This is a genomic window from Streptomyces thioluteus (assembly GCF_039535865.1).
The window spans coordinates 19,687-36,311 of the sequence record NZ_BAAAXZ010000011.1 but is presented as its reverse complement, the minus strand read 5'-3'; the positions used below and the strand labels follow the sequence as shown (position 1 = coordinate 36,311).

At 72.1% G+C, this 16,625-nt stretch carries 9 protein-coding genes and 4 pseudogenes; 7 read left to right on the top strand and 6 right to left on the bottom strand.

Annotated elements, in window-relative coordinates:
• Positions 1–1,168: 1,168 nt before the first annotated feature.
• Both ABD794_RS01365 and ABD794_RS01360 read left to right on the top strand, forming a co-directional pair.
• Positions 1,169–1,300, top strand: a complete 132-nt coding sequence (locus ABD794_RS01365; protein ID WP_344960455.1) for a hypothetical protein — start codon at positions 1,169–1,171, stop codon at positions 1,298–1,300.
• A gap of 21 nt (positions 1,301–1,321) precedes the next feature.
• Positions 1,322–2,119 (top strand): cyclase family protein, encoded by a 798-nt coding sequence (locus tag ABD794_RS01360; RefSeq protein WP_344960454.1) that lies wholly within the window; start codon positions 1,322–1,324, stop codon positions 2,117–2,119.
• Positions 2,120–2,488: 369 nt separating this feature from the next.
• On the opposite strand, the gene ABD794_RS01355 is transcribed toward ABD794_RS01360, so the two are convergent.
• Entirely contained in the window at positions 2,489–3,562 is a 1,074-nt protein-coding gene (locus ABD794_RS01355; RefSeq protein WP_344960453.1) for a hypothetical protein, read from the bottom strand.
• 26 nt (positions 3,563–3,588) lie between these two features.
• Positions 3,589–4,197, bottom strand: a complete 609-nt coding sequence (locus ABD794_RS01350; protein ID WP_344960452.1) for an acyl-CoA-like ligand-binding transcription factor — start codon at positions 4,195–4,197, stop codon at positions 3,589–3,591.
• A 394-nt stretch (positions 4,198–4,591) separates the two neighbouring features.
• Between ABD794_RS01350 and ABD794_RS01345 the strand changes: the two genes are divergently transcribed.
• The 4 genes from ABD794_RS01345 to ABD794_RS01330 all read left to right on the top strand — a co-directional run bounded on the left by ABD794_RS01345 (position 4,592) and on the right by ABD794_RS01330 (position 11,934).
• Entirely contained in the window at positions 4,592–5,389 is a 798-nt protein-coding gene (locus ABD794_RS01345) for a helix-turn-helix transcriptional regulator (protein WP_344960450.1), read from the top strand.
• A 204-nt stretch (positions 5,390–5,593) separates the two neighbouring features.
• Positions 5,594–9,574 carry a type I polyketide synthase gene (locus tag ABD794_RS01340; protein ID WP_344960449.1) on the top strand — a complete coding sequence of 1,327 codons (3,981 nt, stop codon included), beginning with the start codon at positions 5,594–5,596 and terminating at the stop codon, positions 9,572–9,574.
• A 61-nt stretch (positions 9,575–9,635) separates the two neighbouring features.
• Positions 9,636–10,862, top strand: a complete 1,227-nt coding sequence (ccrA, locus tag ABD794_RS01335; protein WP_344960448.1) for a crotonyl-CoA carboxylase/reductase — start codon at positions 9,636–9,638, stop codon at positions 10,860–10,862.
• Positions 10,863–11,064: 202 nt separating this feature from the next.
• Complete coding sequence (locus ABD794_RS01330) at positions 11,065–11,934, top strand: Bax inhibitor-1/YccA family protein (RefSeq protein WP_344960447.1); 870 nt, start codon at positions 11,065–11,067, stop codon at positions 11,932–11,934.
• An 87-nt stretch (positions 11,935–12,021) separates the two neighbouring features.
• Here the strand turns inward: ABD794_RS01330 and ABD794_RS01325 are convergent, their stop codons facing one another.
• Complete coding sequence (locus ABD794_RS01325) at positions 12,022–12,252, bottom strand: DUF4287 domain-containing protein (RefSeq protein WP_344960446.1); 231 nt, start codon at positions 12,250–12,252, stop codon at positions 12,022–12,024.
• A gap of 98 nt (positions 12,253–12,350) precedes the next feature.
• Between ABD794_RS01325 and ABD794_RS01320 the strand changes: the two are divergent.
• Positions 12,351–12,682: pseudogene (locus ABD794_RS01320) on the top strand (hypothetical protein).
• Positions 12,683–12,707: 25 nt separating this feature from the next.
• On the opposite strand, the pseudogene ABD794_RS01315 reads toward ABD794_RS01320, so the two are convergent.
• The 3 pseudogenes from ABD794_RS01315 to ABD794_RS01305 form a co-directional block, all read right to left on the bottom strand.
• Positions 12,708–13,538 (bottom strand): annotated as a pseudogene (locus ABD794_RS01315) (hypothetical protein).
• 268 nt (positions 13,539–13,806) lie between these two features.
• Positions 13,807–15,028 (bottom strand): annotated as a pseudogene (locus tag ABD794_RS01310) (acetyl-CoA C-acetyltransferase).
• Positions 15,029–15,390: 362 nt separating this feature from the next.
• Positions 15,391–16,451, bottom strand: a pseudogene (locus tag ABD794_RS01305) (SGNH/GDSL hydrolase family protein).
• Between the last annotated feature and the right edge of the window lie 174 nt (positions 16,452–16,625).

Sequence of the window (16,625 nt, the reverse complement as noted above, 5' to 3'; positions counted from 1 at the left end):
CGGGTGCTTCTCATCGCGTGTGTCGAGTCCGTGCTGCGGGGGGTGCAACGTGACCTGTGAATCACTGTGGCCGACCGGCGCGGTTTCCACAGTCTACCCCCGCGATGGTGGCACAGAGGTGCTCCTGGGGTTGCGCTCACCCTTTCGTCGCCGGGGGGAGGCGGCCGTCGTCGTGTCGGGGACGGGATCCCTGAGTGGGGCGACGTGTAGCCGTGTGGCCTTCGTGGTCCTTCCGGGCGGTGGCGCCGGGGGCATTCCGGGCGGGTGCCCAGGCGGTGGCCCGTGAATGCTGTTCGAAAAAGGGGAGTGGCCAGCCCGCGGTCAGACCGTAAGGCTTAATCTTGCAAACATATTTTCGCTTTCCTGTCAACCTTACCATGTAAGAGGTTACTTTGGCCTATGATATGGGTGCTTTATTTACAAGAATTGCTCGGCGGGAGGAATTGGTGTGTTTGGTATGGGGGAGGGCCTTCCCGGGGTTGCCTTGTCGCTATTTATACGCACTTTACCTTGCTCGCTCCGTCTTGGTGTGGTAATTGTCTTATGAGTTGTTGGCAGTGAAGGTCTTCCTCGGCCGCACGGTTTTTTGCGGTGCACGGGCTGGCTTTCCTACTAATGGTCCCTGTGGTATGTAGCCTTGTTGTCTCATTTCGCTAGCCCGTTGCGCGCAAACGACGCGAGTCTGGCTGTATCTTTCCTCATTGGCGCCGGCCTACTTTCAAAAAAAAAAAAAAAAAAGCTTGCTCTCGCTGTCCTTCTAGCTCTTTCATCTCCTCGCTTTCCCGCCCCACGCCATAGCACAGGTGGTGCCTTGTGTGCCTTTAGCCGCGCGACTTCGTCTCACTCCTTGCTTGCCACTCGTCTCTAGTGGTGATTTCTTTTGCTCCTCCCTGTTGGGGATGCGAGACGCTGTTATGCCTCGTCGTGGAATTTTGTGCTTGTGCCGCGTCCCTTAAAATTAGTATCACGTTGGGTTTGCTATATGGGGGGCGGTCTTGGGGGGAGGCATGTGGGTCCACCTTCTTCTTCTTTTGTATATTCACAATCCTGTTTTTTTTCCTTTCCCTTCTCCTAAGTCCTTATCCATCACTTTCTCTTCTTTTCCCGTCTCTCCCATACGCCTGCCGCGTCTGGTGGAGTCGGCATCGATGCTCTCCCGCTCGACGAAATGGCGCGGTACAAGCGGCCGCGCCAGTTCCGCTTCGTCGCCGAACTCCCCAAGAACTCCTACGGAAAGGTGCTCAAGACCGAACTCCGGGGACTGATCGGCCGGTTCCCGGACGACAGCATCCACCACTGAACAGAAAAGGGACGATCCGAAATGAGCCGCATCATCGATCTGACATCCCCCCTCGACCCCCGGGACCTCGACCTCATCCCCGAGAACCAGCCCGACCTGGCGCTCGTGGTGGCACCGAGGATGGACTACTTCACGCACGAGGACTGGGGTCTGGATTTCATGGTCGCCTCCTTCGGGTGCGACCCCGAGGACGTACCCGGCCGAGCGGGGCCGGCCGGGGAGGTCATGCACGAGATCAGCACGCACTGCGGGACGCACGTGGACGCTCCGCTGCACAGCGGGGCGACCTGCGAGGGGCGCCCCTCGCGCACCCTCAGCGACATCGGGCTGGACGAGCTGTACCGGCCGGGGATGGTGCTGGACGTCCGGGAGTGGGCCAGGCCGGGGGAGGCGATCCCGGTGGAGGCCCTCAAGCAGGCCATCGCCGCGACGGGGCGGGACGTCGAGCCGGGGGACGCCGTGCTCATCCGCACCGGGCAGGAGCGGTACACGCTGCGCGACCCCGAGTACTTCGCGTATCCCGGGATGTCCGGGGCCGGTACGCGGTACCTGACCGGGCTCGGGGCGACGGTCCTGGGGACGGACGCGATCGGGTGGGACCGGCCGATTCCCGCGATGCGGAAGGCGTTCCACGAGACGGGGGACTCCCGTCACATCTGGGACGGGCACTATGCGATCCGTGACAAGGAGGCGCTGATCGTGCAGCAGCTGGTGAATCTGGGGGAGTTGCCGCTGACGGGGTTCATGGTCGGCTTCTTTCCGCTGAAGCTGACGGGGACGAGTGCGGCGCCGGCGCGGGCGGTGGCGTTCGTGGAGTAGGCCCCGGTCCCACCCCAACCCTCTTCCGCAGGGGCTCCGCCCCTGCGCGACCCCGCGGCGCGCGTGCCGCGGGGCCGCGCTCCGCGCGGGCAGGCGGGGCTCCGCCCCTGCACCCCACCGGGGGCTCCGCCCCCTGGGCCCCGTCCGGGGCTGCCCCGATCCAGCCCGTCCGGCGTTTGAGGACAACCGCGCGTCAGCGCGTCAGCGCGGTTGCGGGGGTCCGGGGCGGAGCGCCGTAACGGAGTCAGGGGTGCAGGGGGCGGAGCCCCCGCGGGGGCGTGGGGCCCTGCACCCGCTCGCCGCGCGGTCCCGGGGTGAGGGGCGGAGCCCCGGGGGAAACGGTGAAAGGGTGGGTCCGGGGCGGAATCCCTACTGGGCCCGCGCCCCCACCGTCGCGCGTTCCTCCTGCGGCGCGGGGGCTCCAGCCCCCACAGCCGCCCGCTTCGAGGCGACCCGCGCCCCCAGCGCGAACAGCGCCAGCCCGCCCACCAGCCAGCAACCCAGCACGATCAGCGCCCGCCCGCACCCGGCCCCGTCGAAGAACGCCGTCGACCGCAGCAGCGTCCCCCCGGCCCCGGGCGGCAGGAACTGGCCGAAGGTGCCCCAGCCGGACGGCAGCCACTCCGGGCCGGAGGCCAGGCCCGACAGCGGGTTGCCGAGGAAGATCATCATGGCGGCGCCGAGGCCCAGGCCCCGGCCCCCCAGCACCGCGTGCAGGCCCATGATCGTCACGGACGTCGCCGCCGTGCTGAACGCGACGGCCAGCGAGATCAGCAGGTAGTTGCCGTCGGTGATGCCGAAGCCGTACTGGAGGAGGGCCGTGAGGGAGAAGCCGCCCAGCAGTGCGAACCCCAGTGCCGTGACGGCCCGTTGGGCCGGGGAGCGCAGGAGCAGGACGATGGCCGCGGCGGCCAGGTAGCCGCCGAGGACCAGCGGCAGGGCCCCGGCCGAGAGCCCGACCGCGTTGGGGTCGTCGGACGTCGGCGGGTACAGGTCGTGGACGGGGGCGCCGACCCCCGCCGCGGCCGGGTCCAGCGTGAGGGCCAGCGCGCGCAGGGTCGCGGCGACCGACGGCCCGGCCGTGGTCGCGATCAGCACCTCCGGCTTGGCGCCGGGCTTCGCGCCGAGGACGACGGCCCCGTACGCGTCGCGGTCGTCGATCCGCTCGCGCGCGGCGTCCGCGTCCGCCACCTTCTCGATGCGGAAGGCGCCCGGTTTCGCCTCCGCGAGCTTGTCGGCGATCCGGTCGGCGGCCGGACCGGGTCCGGCGACGGCGATCGGCACCTTGTGCGGGCCGGAGTTGATCGCGGGCAGGGCGAACGCCGTGAGCATGGCCACGAGGAGGAGCGTGAGGCCGACGACGAGGACGGGGACCTTGCGCCAGCCCGCCGCGGCGGGGGAGGCGGGTTCGGGAGGAGATGCCGGAGGAGGTGTCGGGGGCATGGTGGACGTCTCTCTGTGTGGGGTGGTCACGGGTCGACGCGCACGCTCCGCATCGCCCGGCGCACGGCGTCGGCCACGGGCGTGTCCCCGCCGCCGCGCACCCAGTGCTCGAAGGTGACGCGGCAGGTGGTGAACGCGAGCGTGGCCGCGAGGCGCGGGTAGAGGTCCCGCTCGGCGTCGGTGCCGGTGCGCCGGGCGATCTCGGTGGCCAGGATGGCGGCCATCGCCGCCTCGAAGCGCACCTGCTCGGCGGCGAGTTGGGAGTGCGCGAGGGCCAGCCGGGCGCGCAGGATCGTGGTCGGCTCGAAGGAGGGCTCGTCCAGCTCGGCGACGAAGGCGTGGGTGAGCGCGTCCCACAGGGGTTCCCCGGCCGGACGCGCGGCGAGCACCTCCCGGATCCGTTCGGCCCGGTCGGCGCCGGAGGCCATGACGGCCTCCTCCTTGCTGGAGAAGTAGTTGTTGAACGTGCGGGGGGAGACCCCGGCCTCGGCCGCGATGTCCTCGACCCGCACGGCGGCCCAGCCGCGCTCGGCGGCCAGCCGCAGGGCGGCCAGGCTCAGTGCCGTCCGGGTGGCCCGCTTCTTGCGCTCCCTCAGTCCGGGCCCGGCCGGCTCCTTCCGCGCTGCTGTGCTCATGCGGCGCACAGTACAGAAAGTGCGCATCGCGCAAAATTGCGGACCACGCAGAAAGAGCCAACTCCCGGAGCGGCGGCCGCCGGTGACACCGCTGGCCGCGGGCCCGCCCTCCGGGTCCGGCCGCGCCGCAAGGCCCCGGCCGTTTGGCCGGAACTCAATGCTCGGTCCACGGTGGCGCGTTGACGGAGTTACGCTACGGATTGTAGCGTTACTGATCGGTAGGGTTGTGATCCGTGGGGGAGGCGAGGTGTACGGAGGCGTACGTTCCGTCGGTTCCGCGCCGTCGTCCGTGGATTTCACGGCATTTCCCCGCAGTTGAGTTCACGACCCCGCCGGACGGACGGGGTGCAACGAACTCACTGGGGCGTGCATGCGTATTCCCAATTCTCTCTACATGGTCCCCGACCCGGGCGACCGGGCCGCCGCGGAAATACCTCCCGGGGGTGGTGCTGCGGAGTCCGGCGACATCGATCACGTACTCGCGCAGATGCGGCCGCTGATCGAATCCGCGGTGAACAACACGCAAATTCGCGCCCTGGAGGAATCGGCGCTCGCGGTCATCGACGACCGGTCGGTCGCGGTCCGCGCGTTCAACAGCCTGGTGGGCGAGGCGAAGTTATCGGTGACGCTGCTCGTCCCCCCGACCCGGGACGCCCCGCGCCTGGTGGCCGCCGCGCTGGGCGTGCTGGCCGCCCGGGGCCCGCGGGACGCCCGGGTGCAGATCCTCGCCCCGCCCGAGATGGCCGGCGACGAGCGGCTGGCCGAACTCGCCACCCTGCTCGACGGGGTGGAGATACGCCTGGCCGCGGGCGTGCGGCACGCCGCCGCGGTCGTCGACCAGCGGGTCGCGCTGATCCGCCCGGGCGAGGCCACCGTCTTCGGCGCCGAGGCCTCCGTCGTCCGCGCCCCCGCCGTGGTCCGGGCGCTCTACGACATCATGATGACGGCCTGGTACCGGGCCGCCCCGCTGGCGGGCTACCAGCGGCTCCAGGAATGCCTGCGCCGCGATTCCGGGGTGCGCATCCTCCGCATGCTCGGTGAGGGCTACACCGACGAAGTCGCCGCCCGTGAACTCGACATCTCCGTCCGCACCTATCGCCGACGCGTCGCGGACATCATGCGGCTGCTCGGCGCCCGTTCGCGGTTCCAGGCCGGTGTGAACGCCTCCAACGCGGGCTTGTTGCGCGCATAAGCATTTCTTGTGTCGGCCGCGTCACATCGCGGCAGGAACCTGCCACGGCCGCCCGGGAGTTCAGGACAACCCGGCGCCGGCCCGGCAGTTTCCGGACCGGGACATTGAACATTCCGCGGGCCGTATCCCAGAGTCGGAGTCCGAAAGCCGCGCAGCCCACTCCGCCGCGCGAACACCCCCCGGACTTAAGGAAGTCACGTACCCATGGGCGAAAACGACCCGGTGCGTCCCGCTCCGATCGCGATCGTGGGAATCGGCTGCCGGGTTCCCGGCGCCGACGGCCCGGACGCCTTCTGGCGCCTGCTGACGGACGAGGTCTGCACGGTGGAGGACGTACCGGCCACCCGCTTCGGCCGGCCGTACGAGGTGCCGGGCGCCCGCGTCCGCTCCGGCCTGCTGGAGGACGTGGACCGGTTCGACGCCGGGTACTTCGGGATCTCCCCGCGCGAGGCGGCGGGCATGGACCCGCAGCAGCGGCTGTTCATGGAGGCCGCCTGGGAGGCGCTGGAGGACGGCGGGCAGGACACCGGAAGGCTGGCCGGCACCCGCACCGGGGTCTACGTCGGCACGACCAACGTCCACTACTGGGAGCTCCAGCAGTCCGTCGGGTACCCCGACATCCACGCCTCGCTCGGCGCCGGTTCCCGCTCCACCACCACCGGACGCGTCTCCTTCGCCCTGGACGTGACGGGCCCCGGCCTCTCCGTCGACACCGCCTGCTCCTCGTCGCTGACCGCCATCGCCCTGGCCTGCCAGAGCCTGCGCGCGGGCGAGTCGACCACGGCCATCGCGGGCGGCTCCCAGCTGCTGCTGACCAACACCGAGAACCACGGCTTCGTCGACGCCGCCGTCTTCGGCGAGAACTGCCGCTTCGGCTCCGCCGACGCCAACGGCTTCGTTTTCAGCGAGGGCGTCGGCGCCGTCGTCCTCAAGCCGCTGGACCGCGCGCTCGCCGACGGCGACCCGGTCCGGGCCGTCATCCGCGGCTGGGGCATGAACAACGACGGCGCGGGCAGCGACACCATGATCAACCCGGCGGTGAGCGGCCAGCGGGAGATGCTCCGCCTGGCCTACGCGGACGCCGGGATCCCGGTCACCGACGTCGACTACATCGAGGCGCACGGCACCGGCACCCGCGCCGGCGACCCGGTCGAACTCGGCGCCATCGCCGCCGAGATGGCCGCCCCCCGCGAGAAGCCGCTGCTGGTCGGCTCCGTGAAGAGCAACATCGGCCACACCGGCTCCGCCGCCGGCGTGCTCGGCCTGATCAAGACCGTGCTGTCCCTCCAGCACCGCACCGTCCCCCGCAGCCTGCACGTCACCGAGCGCACCCCCGCCGTCGACTGGGACGGCGCCGGTCTCGACGTCCCGCACGCCGCCGCCGTGCCGCTCGCGGCCGAGGGCCGGCCGCTGACCGCCGGCGTGAGCGCGTTCGGCGTCTCGGGCACCAACGTCCACATCGTGGTGACCGAGGCCGACTCCGTCATCGCCCCCGTCCGGGCCGCCGAGGTCGCCGAGCGCGGCGCCGACCACCTCCTGCCCGTCTCCGCGGCCTCCCCCGAGGCCCTGCGGCAGCGCGTCCTCGACCTGGCCGAGCACCTGGAGGGCGCCGGGAAGGACACGGACCCGGCCGACCTCTGCCACACCGCCGCCGTCCGCCGCGCCCACCACGACGTCCGGATCTCCGTCGTCGGCGACAGCCACGACACGCTCGCCGAGCGGCTGCGCGAGGCCGCCGAGGAGGCGGACGGCGCCGGCTGGGCGGGCCGGCCGCGCGTCGCCTTCGTCTTCTCCGGCCACGGCTCCCAGTGGATCGGCATGGCCCGCGAACTCATGGACGTCTCCCCGGCGTTCAGTGCCTCGCTGATGCGCTGCGACGAGGCCGTCCGCGCCGAGACCGGCTGGTCCGTCATCGACCGCCTGACCGACGGCACCGACCTCGTCGACGAGACCGTCGCCATCGTGCACCCCGTCCTGTGGGCCGTGCAGGTCTCCCTCGCCGAGACCTGGCGGGCGTGGGGCGTCGAGCCGGACGTCGTGCTCGGCCACAGCATGGGCGAGTCCGCCGCCGCCTGCGTCGCCGGGGCGCTGAGCGTCGCCGACGCCGCGGCCGTCGTCTGCCGCCGCGCCCGGCTCATCCGCGACCGCGTCCGCGGCCAGGGGACGATGTCGGTCGCCGCCCTGACCGCGGACGAGGCGGAGGCCCTCATCGGCGAACTCGCCGTGGACGTCGCCGTCGCGGCCAGCAACGGCCCGCGCACCACCGTCCTGGCCGGAGAGGTCGAGGGCATCGAGAAGATCAAGGCCGAGCTCGACGCCCGCGACGTGTTCTGCCGCGTCATGAAGGCGGAGGCGGCCTCGCACTGCGCCAAGATGGAGCCGCTGCTCGACGAACTCGCCGCCGAGCTGCGCGAGATCGCCCCGCGCGCGGGCCGGGTCCCGATGCGCTCCACCGTCACCCGCGAGCTGGTGGACGGCTCCGGCCTCGACGCGTCGTACTGGACGCGCAACATCCGCGGCCGCGTCCACTTCCACGAGGCCGTGCTCGCCGTCGCCGAGGCGGGCGAGACCGTCTTCGTCGAGATCAGCCCGCACCCCGTGCTGTCCCGGGCGGTGGAGGAGACCCTCGCCGACGCCGGGCTGCCCGGCACGGTCGTCGGCTCCCTGCTGCGCGAACGGCCCGAGCGCGAGACCCTGCTGACCCACCTGGGCAAGGTCTACGAGGCGGGCGCGCCCGTCGACTGGGAGAAGCTGTACGGCGCCGGGCGCTGCGTGCCGCTGCCGCGCTACCCCTGGCAGCGGGAGAGCTACTGGGTGGAGGACCTGGAGGCGCTGCCGCGGACGTACGAGTTCCGGCTCGGCGAGCCGGGCACGCCGTTCCTCCTCGCGGCCCCGGACGGCGGAACGGCCGTCGTCCACGGGCCCGAGTTCGTCGAGGCGGCCCGGGCGGCCGCGGCGAAGGCGGCCGGCCACGACGACGTGCGCGTCACCGGCGCGGACATCGGCGAGGCGCTGCTGGTGCGCCCCGGCGAGGCCCCCGTGCTGCGGGCCGTCCTCACCCCGGGCGCGGCCGACGGCAGGTGGTCCTTCGAGGTCGCGAGCCGCCCCGCCGCCGGCACGGGCGAGTGGACGCCGCGCGCCTCCGGCACCGTCGGGACGTCCTCCGCGACGGCCGCGTACGAACCGCCCGCCGGGGTGCTCGCCCGCTGCCCGGAGGTCCTGGACGGCGCCGCCTTCTACGGCCGCACCGCGGCGGCCGGAGCGCTCCGGCCGGTCCTGGAGGAGGTCCGGCTCGGCCCCGGCGAGGCCGTCGCACGGCTGCGCCGCCCCGCCGGGACGGAGCCGCGGCCGGGCCACCCGGTCCACCCGGAGCTGGTCCGCTCGGCCTACCAGCCGGCGCTGGCGCTGGTGCCCGACCCGTCGCTCCTCACCCCGCGGCTGACCGAGTTCGTGGTGTCGGGCCCCGCGAGCGAGGAACTGTGGTCCGTCTGCCGGATCACCGAGGACGAGGGCGGCGAACTCGCCCTGGACGTGGCCCTCTTCGACGACGCACAGCGGCTCGTCGCCGAGGCCAAGGGCATGCCTGTCGGCCGGACGGCCGGCACGGAGAACGAGAACGGGGAGAACAGGGTGGACACGACGGTGGCGGCGGAGCACACGAGGGCGGACGAGCCCGGGACCCGTACGGCCCTTCCGGCCACCGGCGTCGAGCTGACCGGTGAGCTGCGGCTCACCGACCCGGCGAGCGGCTTCGTGATCGAGCTGCGCGGCAGCCTGCGCATCTCGGGGGCGGGCGGCGCCCCGGCCGCGCCCGCCCTGTCCGCCCCCGTCGTCACGGCGGCGGAGCCGGTGCGCGTCACCGTGGCCGCCCCGGCCGCGCCCGTACGGGAGACCGCCCCGGCGCCCTCCCCGGCCACGCCCGCCGCTCCCCTCCGGGAGCCCGCCGACGACCGGCCGGTCGCCGACCGCGTGGCCGGGCACGTCGCCGAGGTGCTCGGGATGCGGGTGTCCCGGCTCGACGTCAACAAGCCGTTCAACCGGCTGGGGATGGACTCCCTGATGGCCGCCGAGCTGCGCAAGCGGCTGGAGGGGGAGCTGGGCGTCTCCCTCCCCGTGGCCCGTCTGGCCAAGGGCACGACGACCGCGTCCCTGGCCCGGGAGCTGGAGGCGGAGACCGGCGCGTGACCGCCGCCCCGTCAGTACCGCAACACGCATGTGACGCCAGTCACCCGACGTGGAGGAAGAGTTGACCAAGGACCTGTACGACATCGGTCAGATGCCGCCCCTGGGCGAGGTGCCGGCGCGCATGCACGCGTCGGTCATCCGCCCGGAGCGCTACGGGCCGCCGGAGCAGGGCTTCGCCATGGAGGTCGTGGACGTGCCGAAGGCCGGCCGCGGCCAGGTGCTCGTCTACGTCATGGCCGCGGGGATCAACTACAACAACGTCTGGTCCTCCCTGGGCTACCCCTACGACGTGGTGCGCGGCCGGCAGAAGGCGGGTGAGCCGGAGGACTTCCACATCGGCGGTTCCGAGGGCTCGGGCATCGTCTGGGCCGTCGGCGAGGGCGTCACCTCCGTCAAGGTCGGTGACGAGGTCCTGCTCTCCGGCTGCACCTGGGACGAGACCGCCCAGGACGTCCGGCTGGGCGGCGACCCGATGACCTCGGTCACCCAGAAGGCCTGGGGCTACGAGACCAACTACGGCACCTTCGCCCAGTACGCGCTGGTCAAGGACTTCCAGTGCCACCCCAAGCCGAAGAGCCTGTCCTGGGAGGAGGCGGCCTGCTTCCTGCTCACCGGCGCGACCGCCTACCGCCAGCTGACCGGCTGGGCCCCGCACACCGTCGAGCCCGGCGACCCGGTGCTCGTCTGGGGCGGCGCGGGCGGCCTGGGCTCGATGGCGATCCAGATCACCCGCATCCGGGGCGGCATTCCCATCGCGGTGGTCTCCGACGACGAGCGCGGCAAATTCTGCATGGAGCTCGGCGCGGAGGGCTACATCAACCGCAACGAGTTCGACCACTGGGGCCGGCTCCCCGACACCGACGACAACGCCGCGATGGCGAAGTGGATGAAGGGCGCACGGGCCTTCGGCGCCAAGTTCTGGGAGCTCCTGGGCGAGCGCCGGAACCCCAAGATCATTCTTGAGCACAGCGGCCAGAACACCATTCCCACGTCGATGTATCTGTGCGACACCGCCGGCATGGTGGTCATCTGCGGCGGCACGACCGGTTACAACGGCGACGTCGACCTGCGATTCCTGTGGATGCGGCAGAAGCGCCTCCAGGGTTCGCACTTCGCGAACCTCCAGCAGTGCCGCCGGGTCATCGAACTCGCCGGGAGCAAGAAGCTCGACCCGTGCCTTTCCTGGGTGGGCGATTTCGCGGACACCGGCAAGGCGCACCAGCTGATGTACGAGAACAAGCACCCGTCCGGGAACATGGCGGTGCGCGTGAACGCCGTGGCGGACTGAGAACCGCCGCGGTGACGAGGCCGGACGGCACCTCTGCCGTCCGGCCTTTTCCCGTTCCCGGACGGAACCGGGTGTCGCGCGACGGCGTTGTCTGGTAGGAGAGGGATACGCCAAAAGATCGTCCCACAGTACGAGAGCCATTCCTTTGCCTACCCATTACCCTTAACGGCAAGGCCGCGCAGGGTGGCCATGGAGGAGTGAAATGAGGAGCAGGAACCCGGTCTTCTCGCGACGGGGGTTCACCTCCGGAGGCGGTTACGCGGGCTTCAACGCGGCACCGCAGTCCGGGTCCGCGACGCAGGGGAATCCTTACGGGAACAACCCGTACGCGCAGCCCACCAACCCTTACGCGAACAACCCGTACGCCCAGGGCGCCGCCGACGTCCAGTACGGCGCCCCGCAGGCCCCCGCGCGCTCCGGCGCGATGACGATCGACGACGTCGTCCTGCGCACCGGCATCACGCTGGTCGCGGTGATCGTCGCGGCCGGTGCGGCCTGGGCGCTGGAGCTGCCCGTCGGGATCGGCTTCGGTGCCGGTCTGATCGCGATGGTGCTCGGCCTGGTCCAGTCGTTCAAGGCCAAGCCGTCCCCGGCGATCATCCTGGCCTACGCGGTCTTCGAGGGCCTGTTCCTCGGTGTGATCAGCCAGGTGTACAACGAGGTCGCCAAGGGCGCCCCGATGCAGGCGGTGCTGGGCACCACGGCCGTCTTCGCCGGTGTGCTGGTGGCGTACAAGACGCGGCTCATCCGCGTCGACCGCCGCTTCTACCGCTTCGTGGCCGGCGCCGCGATCGGCTTCCTGCTGCTGATGGTCGTCAACCTGATGTTCGCCGCGTTCGGCGGCGGCGACGGCCTCGGCTTCCGGACCGGCGGCCTGGGCATCGTCTTCGGCATCATCGGCGTGGTGCTCGGCGCCTGCTTCCTGGCGCTCGACTTCAAGCAGGTCGAGGATGGCGTGAAGTACGGGGCGCCGCGCGAGGAGTCGTGGCTGGCCGCGTTCGGCCTCACGCTGTCGCTGGTGTGGATCTACACCGAGCTGCTCCGCCTGATCGCGATCCTCAATCAGGACTAGCGCGGGCGGGCCGTACGACCCATGGACGGGGCCCGGGAAGGCGATGCCTTCCCGGGCCCCGTCCCCCGTTTGCGGGGGACCGCGGCGCTACAGGAGCCTGCGCGCGGCCCGCCGGAGGTCGTACTCGTGCACGATCGCCTTGGCGTGGCCGTAGGCGAGGCCGTGCTCTCCGCGCAGCCAGCTCACCTTCTCCTCGAACCTGGACAATGCGGGGCCTTCGTCGACCGTGCGCAGCCAGTCCGCGATGTCACGGCCGGTGCAGTGAGGGATTCGGGAGAGCAGGTTCCGGTGGGTCTCGTCGGAGATGACGTGGGACATCGGCGCCTCCGGACGCTTCGGATGATGGTCCTTCATGTCACCGTGCCTGAGTGTTCAGCCATTGGCAACAGTCGGCAGCCGCCGCATAGTCTCGGGGCGTGGATGATGTGACGCCTCTCCTGGCCGCCGTGGACGCCTTCGCCGACCGCCTGCGCGCCCTGCCGCAGTCCCGACTGAGCCGGGGCGCGGCGGCGGAAGCGCTGGCCCTCGCCCGCGAGCTGGCCGCCCGGGCGCAGCGGATCGAGGAACCGGGGGAGGGCGAGCCGCGGCAGATGCCGAGGCGGGCATGTTCGCGGTGGCGGACCAAGTGGCCGTCGCGGGCCACGACTTGGCCGAGGCGCTCGCCGCCGGGGCCGGCGGGGCGACCGGGGTGCAGGTGGCCGAGGCCGTCGGGCTCATCGAGGAGGCGGCCCGCCGCTGCGGGCTGTGACGCCCGGCGTGGGTGACGTCCGGCGTTACTGCGAGGCGATGACGCGGTCCGCCAGCACGTAGACGTTGCCGGAGGCGCAGCCGAACGTCAGGGCGTAGGCGCCCGCCACGCCGGAGCCGCCCAGCAGGACGGGGGCGTCGCCGGTGCGCAGCGCGTGGGCGAGGTTCTCGGCGGTCTCGCGGTGGCCGGGCGTCATGCAGACGGTGGTGCCGTCGGCGAAGACGTAGACGTCGAGGGTGCCGAGCGGGCCCGGGCGCACGTCGGCCAGCGGGACGCCGGCGTCGGCGAGCTCGCCGAGCCGCTCGACGGTGCGCTCGTGGTCGGTCACCGGGGCGGCCGGCGAGAAGTCGGGGTGCGAGGGGTGCCGGCGGCGGGCCGCGGCCAGCTCCGGGGACTCGGCGGCGTCCGGCTCCTCCGCCAGGGGCAGTTCGAGGCCGGCCAGGTCGGGCTGGCGGGGGATGTACAGGCCGTACGGGCCTCCGTCGGCGGACGTCTCGTCGGTGCCGGGGCCGGCGCGGGCCGGACAGCAGCGGGGCGTCGGCGCCCGGGGCGGTGCCCAGGTCGAGGGCCTCCTGCGCGGCCCAGAAGGCGCGCGCCTCGGCAGTTCGCGCTCGCGCTCCTCGGCGAGGGCGTCGGCGACGGCGGCACGTATTTCGGAGATCCCGGCCTCGGAGATCCCGGCCGCGGGGGCGGTCCGGGCGGCGGGCACCTCGGCCCGCGCCGTGCGCTCCGCGGTGGCGGCCGCCAGGTCGGCGCGCAGGGCGGTGATCTGCCGGCGGAGTCCGCGCGTGGCGTACAGCGCGGCGGCACCCGCGGTCGTGGCGGTGGCAGCGGCCAGCAGCAGGGCAAGAGACATGGCGCTCACTGACGTACTCCCGGTTGCTATGGATCCCCCGAATTCCTACCTCAGCTTCGCGCGCGTCTTCCCCTGCCCCCAGTGCAAAACGTCATGAAACCGGCGGGACTTAGGGCCCGGAGGTTGTTTCTTCAACCTATCCGACCTGGGGAAACGAATCTCCCCCGGGACGTTGGTCACATCCTGGGGGAGATTGGGTCACGAACCGGCACGGGTGCCCTGCGTCAGCCCGGGCGCACCCCTGTCCTCCGTCGTCCTCGGCCGTGGCTCAGCTCAGGCGCTCCAGCACCATCGCCATGCCCTGGCCGCCGCCCCACGCACATCGTCTCCAGCGCGAACTGCTTGTCGTGGAACTGCAGCGAGTTGATCAGGGTGCCGGTGATCCGCGCGCCCGTCATGCCGAAGGGGTGACCCACGGCGATGGCCCCGCCGTTGACGTTGAGCTTGTCGATGTCGACGCCGAGGTCCCGGTAGGACGGGATCACCTGGGCCGCGAACGCCTCGTTGATCTCGACCAGGTCGATGTCGTCGATGGTCATCCCGGCCCGCTTCAGCGCCTGGCGGCTCGCCTCGACCGGTCCGTAGCCCATGATCTCGGGCGAGAGCGCCGAGACGCCGGTGGAGACGATCCGGGCGAGCGGGGTCAGGCCCAGCTCCCGCGCCTTGGTGTCGGACATGATCACCAGGGCGGCGGCGCCGTCGTTCAGCGGACAGCAGTTGCCCGCCGTGATCAGGCCGTCGGGGCGGAACGCGGGCTTGAGCCCCTGGACGCCCTCCAGCGTCACGCCGGCGCGCGGGCCGTCGTCCTGGGCGACGACCGTCCCGTCCGGGGTGGTCACCGGGGTGATCTCGCGCGCCCAGAAGCCCTTGCGGATCGCCTCCTCGGCCAGGTTCTGCGAACGGACGCCGAACTCGTCCATGTCCTGGCGGGTGACGCCCTTCAGCCGGGCGAGGTTCTCCGCGGTCTGGCCCATCGCGATGTACGCGTCCGGGACCAGGCCGTCCTCGCGCGGGTCGTGCCAGCCCTCGCCGCCCTGCTCGGCGCGGGCGGCGGTACGGGCCTCCGCCTCGGCGAAGACGGGGTTGTGGGTGCCGGGCATGCCGTCCGACGAGCCGTTGACGGTCCGCGAGACCATCTCGACGCCGGCCGAGAGGAAGACGTCGCCCTCGCCCGCCTTGATCGCGTGGAAGGCCATGCGCGAGGTCTGGAGCGAGGAGGCGCAGTACCGGGTGATCGTGGTGGCGGGCAGGTGGTCCATGCCCATCTGCACGGCGACGATCCGCGCCAGGTTGTGGCCCTGCTCGCCGCCGGGCATGCCGCAGCCGAGCATCAGGTCGTCGATGTCGCGCGGGTCGAGGCCGGGGACCTTGTCGAGCGCGGCCCGGATGATCGTGGCGGTGAGGTCGTCGGGGCGCAGGTCCTTCAGCGAACCCTTGAAGGCCCGGCCGATGGGGGAGCGGGCGGTAGAGACGATCACGGCTTCGGGCATCACGGCTCCAGTCGGCGCGGGCGGTTTGGGTGCGGCTCCGGTGAAGTTACCCGCACGTAAGGTGTCGGGTCACGGGGGGTTGGCCTGTGATGCGGGCCTCATGCGGCGGGGGCCTTTTGTGGGGGCGGGTTCCAGTGTGGCGCGCGGGGGTGGTCATGGGGGGTGTTTGCCCCTGGCCCGCCCTTTCACCGTTTCTTCCGGGGAGACCACGGGCCCCGTTCGCCCTTCGGGCGAAGTCCTCAAGCGCCGGACGGGCTGAACAGCCCGTCCGGCGCTTGAGGACAGCGCGCGCAGCGTGCTGCTGCGGAAACGGTGAAAGGGCGGGGCGGGGGCACAACCCAGCCGGCCCCACCCGGGCCGGCTCAGCGCCCCACCCGGTTCCACACCCCGTGCCGCGCAGGCCCCCCGTCCTCCGGCCCCTCCGGCGCATCCCCCGGTCCCTCCGGGGCGGGCAGCTGACGGCGTCGGCGGTACTTGAGCAGCGCCCACCGGCCCCGCGCCGAGGACACCTCCGCACCGCCCTCCGCCGCGGCCCGCGCCGCCGCGTGCGCCACCGGCAGGATCCCCCTCGCGGCGCGTCGCGTCCGGCCGCTCCTCGTCCTCCGGCCACAGGCCGAGCGCCGCGCACAGCGTGGGCAGCACGGCCATCGCGGCCGTGGCGTACCCCTCCGCCGAGGGGTGGTAGTTGTCCGGCCCGAACAACTCCCGTGGATTCGACGCGAATTCCGGACCGAGCAGGTCGCCCAGCGACACCGTCCGGCCGCCCGCCTCCAGCACCCCTATCGTCTGCGCCGCCGCCAGCTCCCGGCTCAGCCGTCGCGCCAGCCAGCGCAGCGGCTGGTACACCGGCTCGATCGTGCCGAGGTCGGGACAGGTGCCCACGACGACCTCGCACCCCGTGTCCCGCAGTCTGCGCACCGCCTCCGACAGCAGCCGCACGGACCGGGCGGCCGGCACCCGATGGGTGACGTCATTGGCCCCGATCATGATCACGCAGACGTCGGGGGTCCGGCCCGGACCTGACAGAAGCAGCGTGACCTGCCGCTCCAAGTCGTAGGACTGCGCTCCGGAGAGCGCCACGTTGTGCAGGTCCACCGGCCCGCTCCGCCACCGCCGCCAGCCCCGTCGCGAGGAGCGCCCCCGGCGTCTGCCGGGGCCGGTGCACCCCCTTGCCCGCGGCCGTGGAGTCGCCCAGCATGCCGAGCACCAGCGGCTCGCGGCCGGGCCCGTGCACGAACGAGGAGCCGTACCGCCCGTCGGCCTGCGGCGGCGTGTCGTGGTTGCCGCCGACGACCCTCCTGGCCAGCGCCACCTCGGTGAGCAGCAGCCCCAGCGCCGCGCCCCCCAGCAGACCGATGCCGCCGCCTCCGTACGCCGCCGCGGCGGCGATCCGCCGGGCGGCCCTCGCCCTCGACATGGACATAAGGCGGGTCTCCTCCCGCTCCACGAGCGCGGTGCACCCTGTGCCGCACCCTGTGCCCGACCGTGCTGATACCTACGTGCCCCGAGCGGGGGCGGCCGCAACGCACGGCGGCTTCCGCCGGACCGCCATTCGGCCGAATAGGCTGGTCGTACGGGCACGCGACGAACCGCTAGT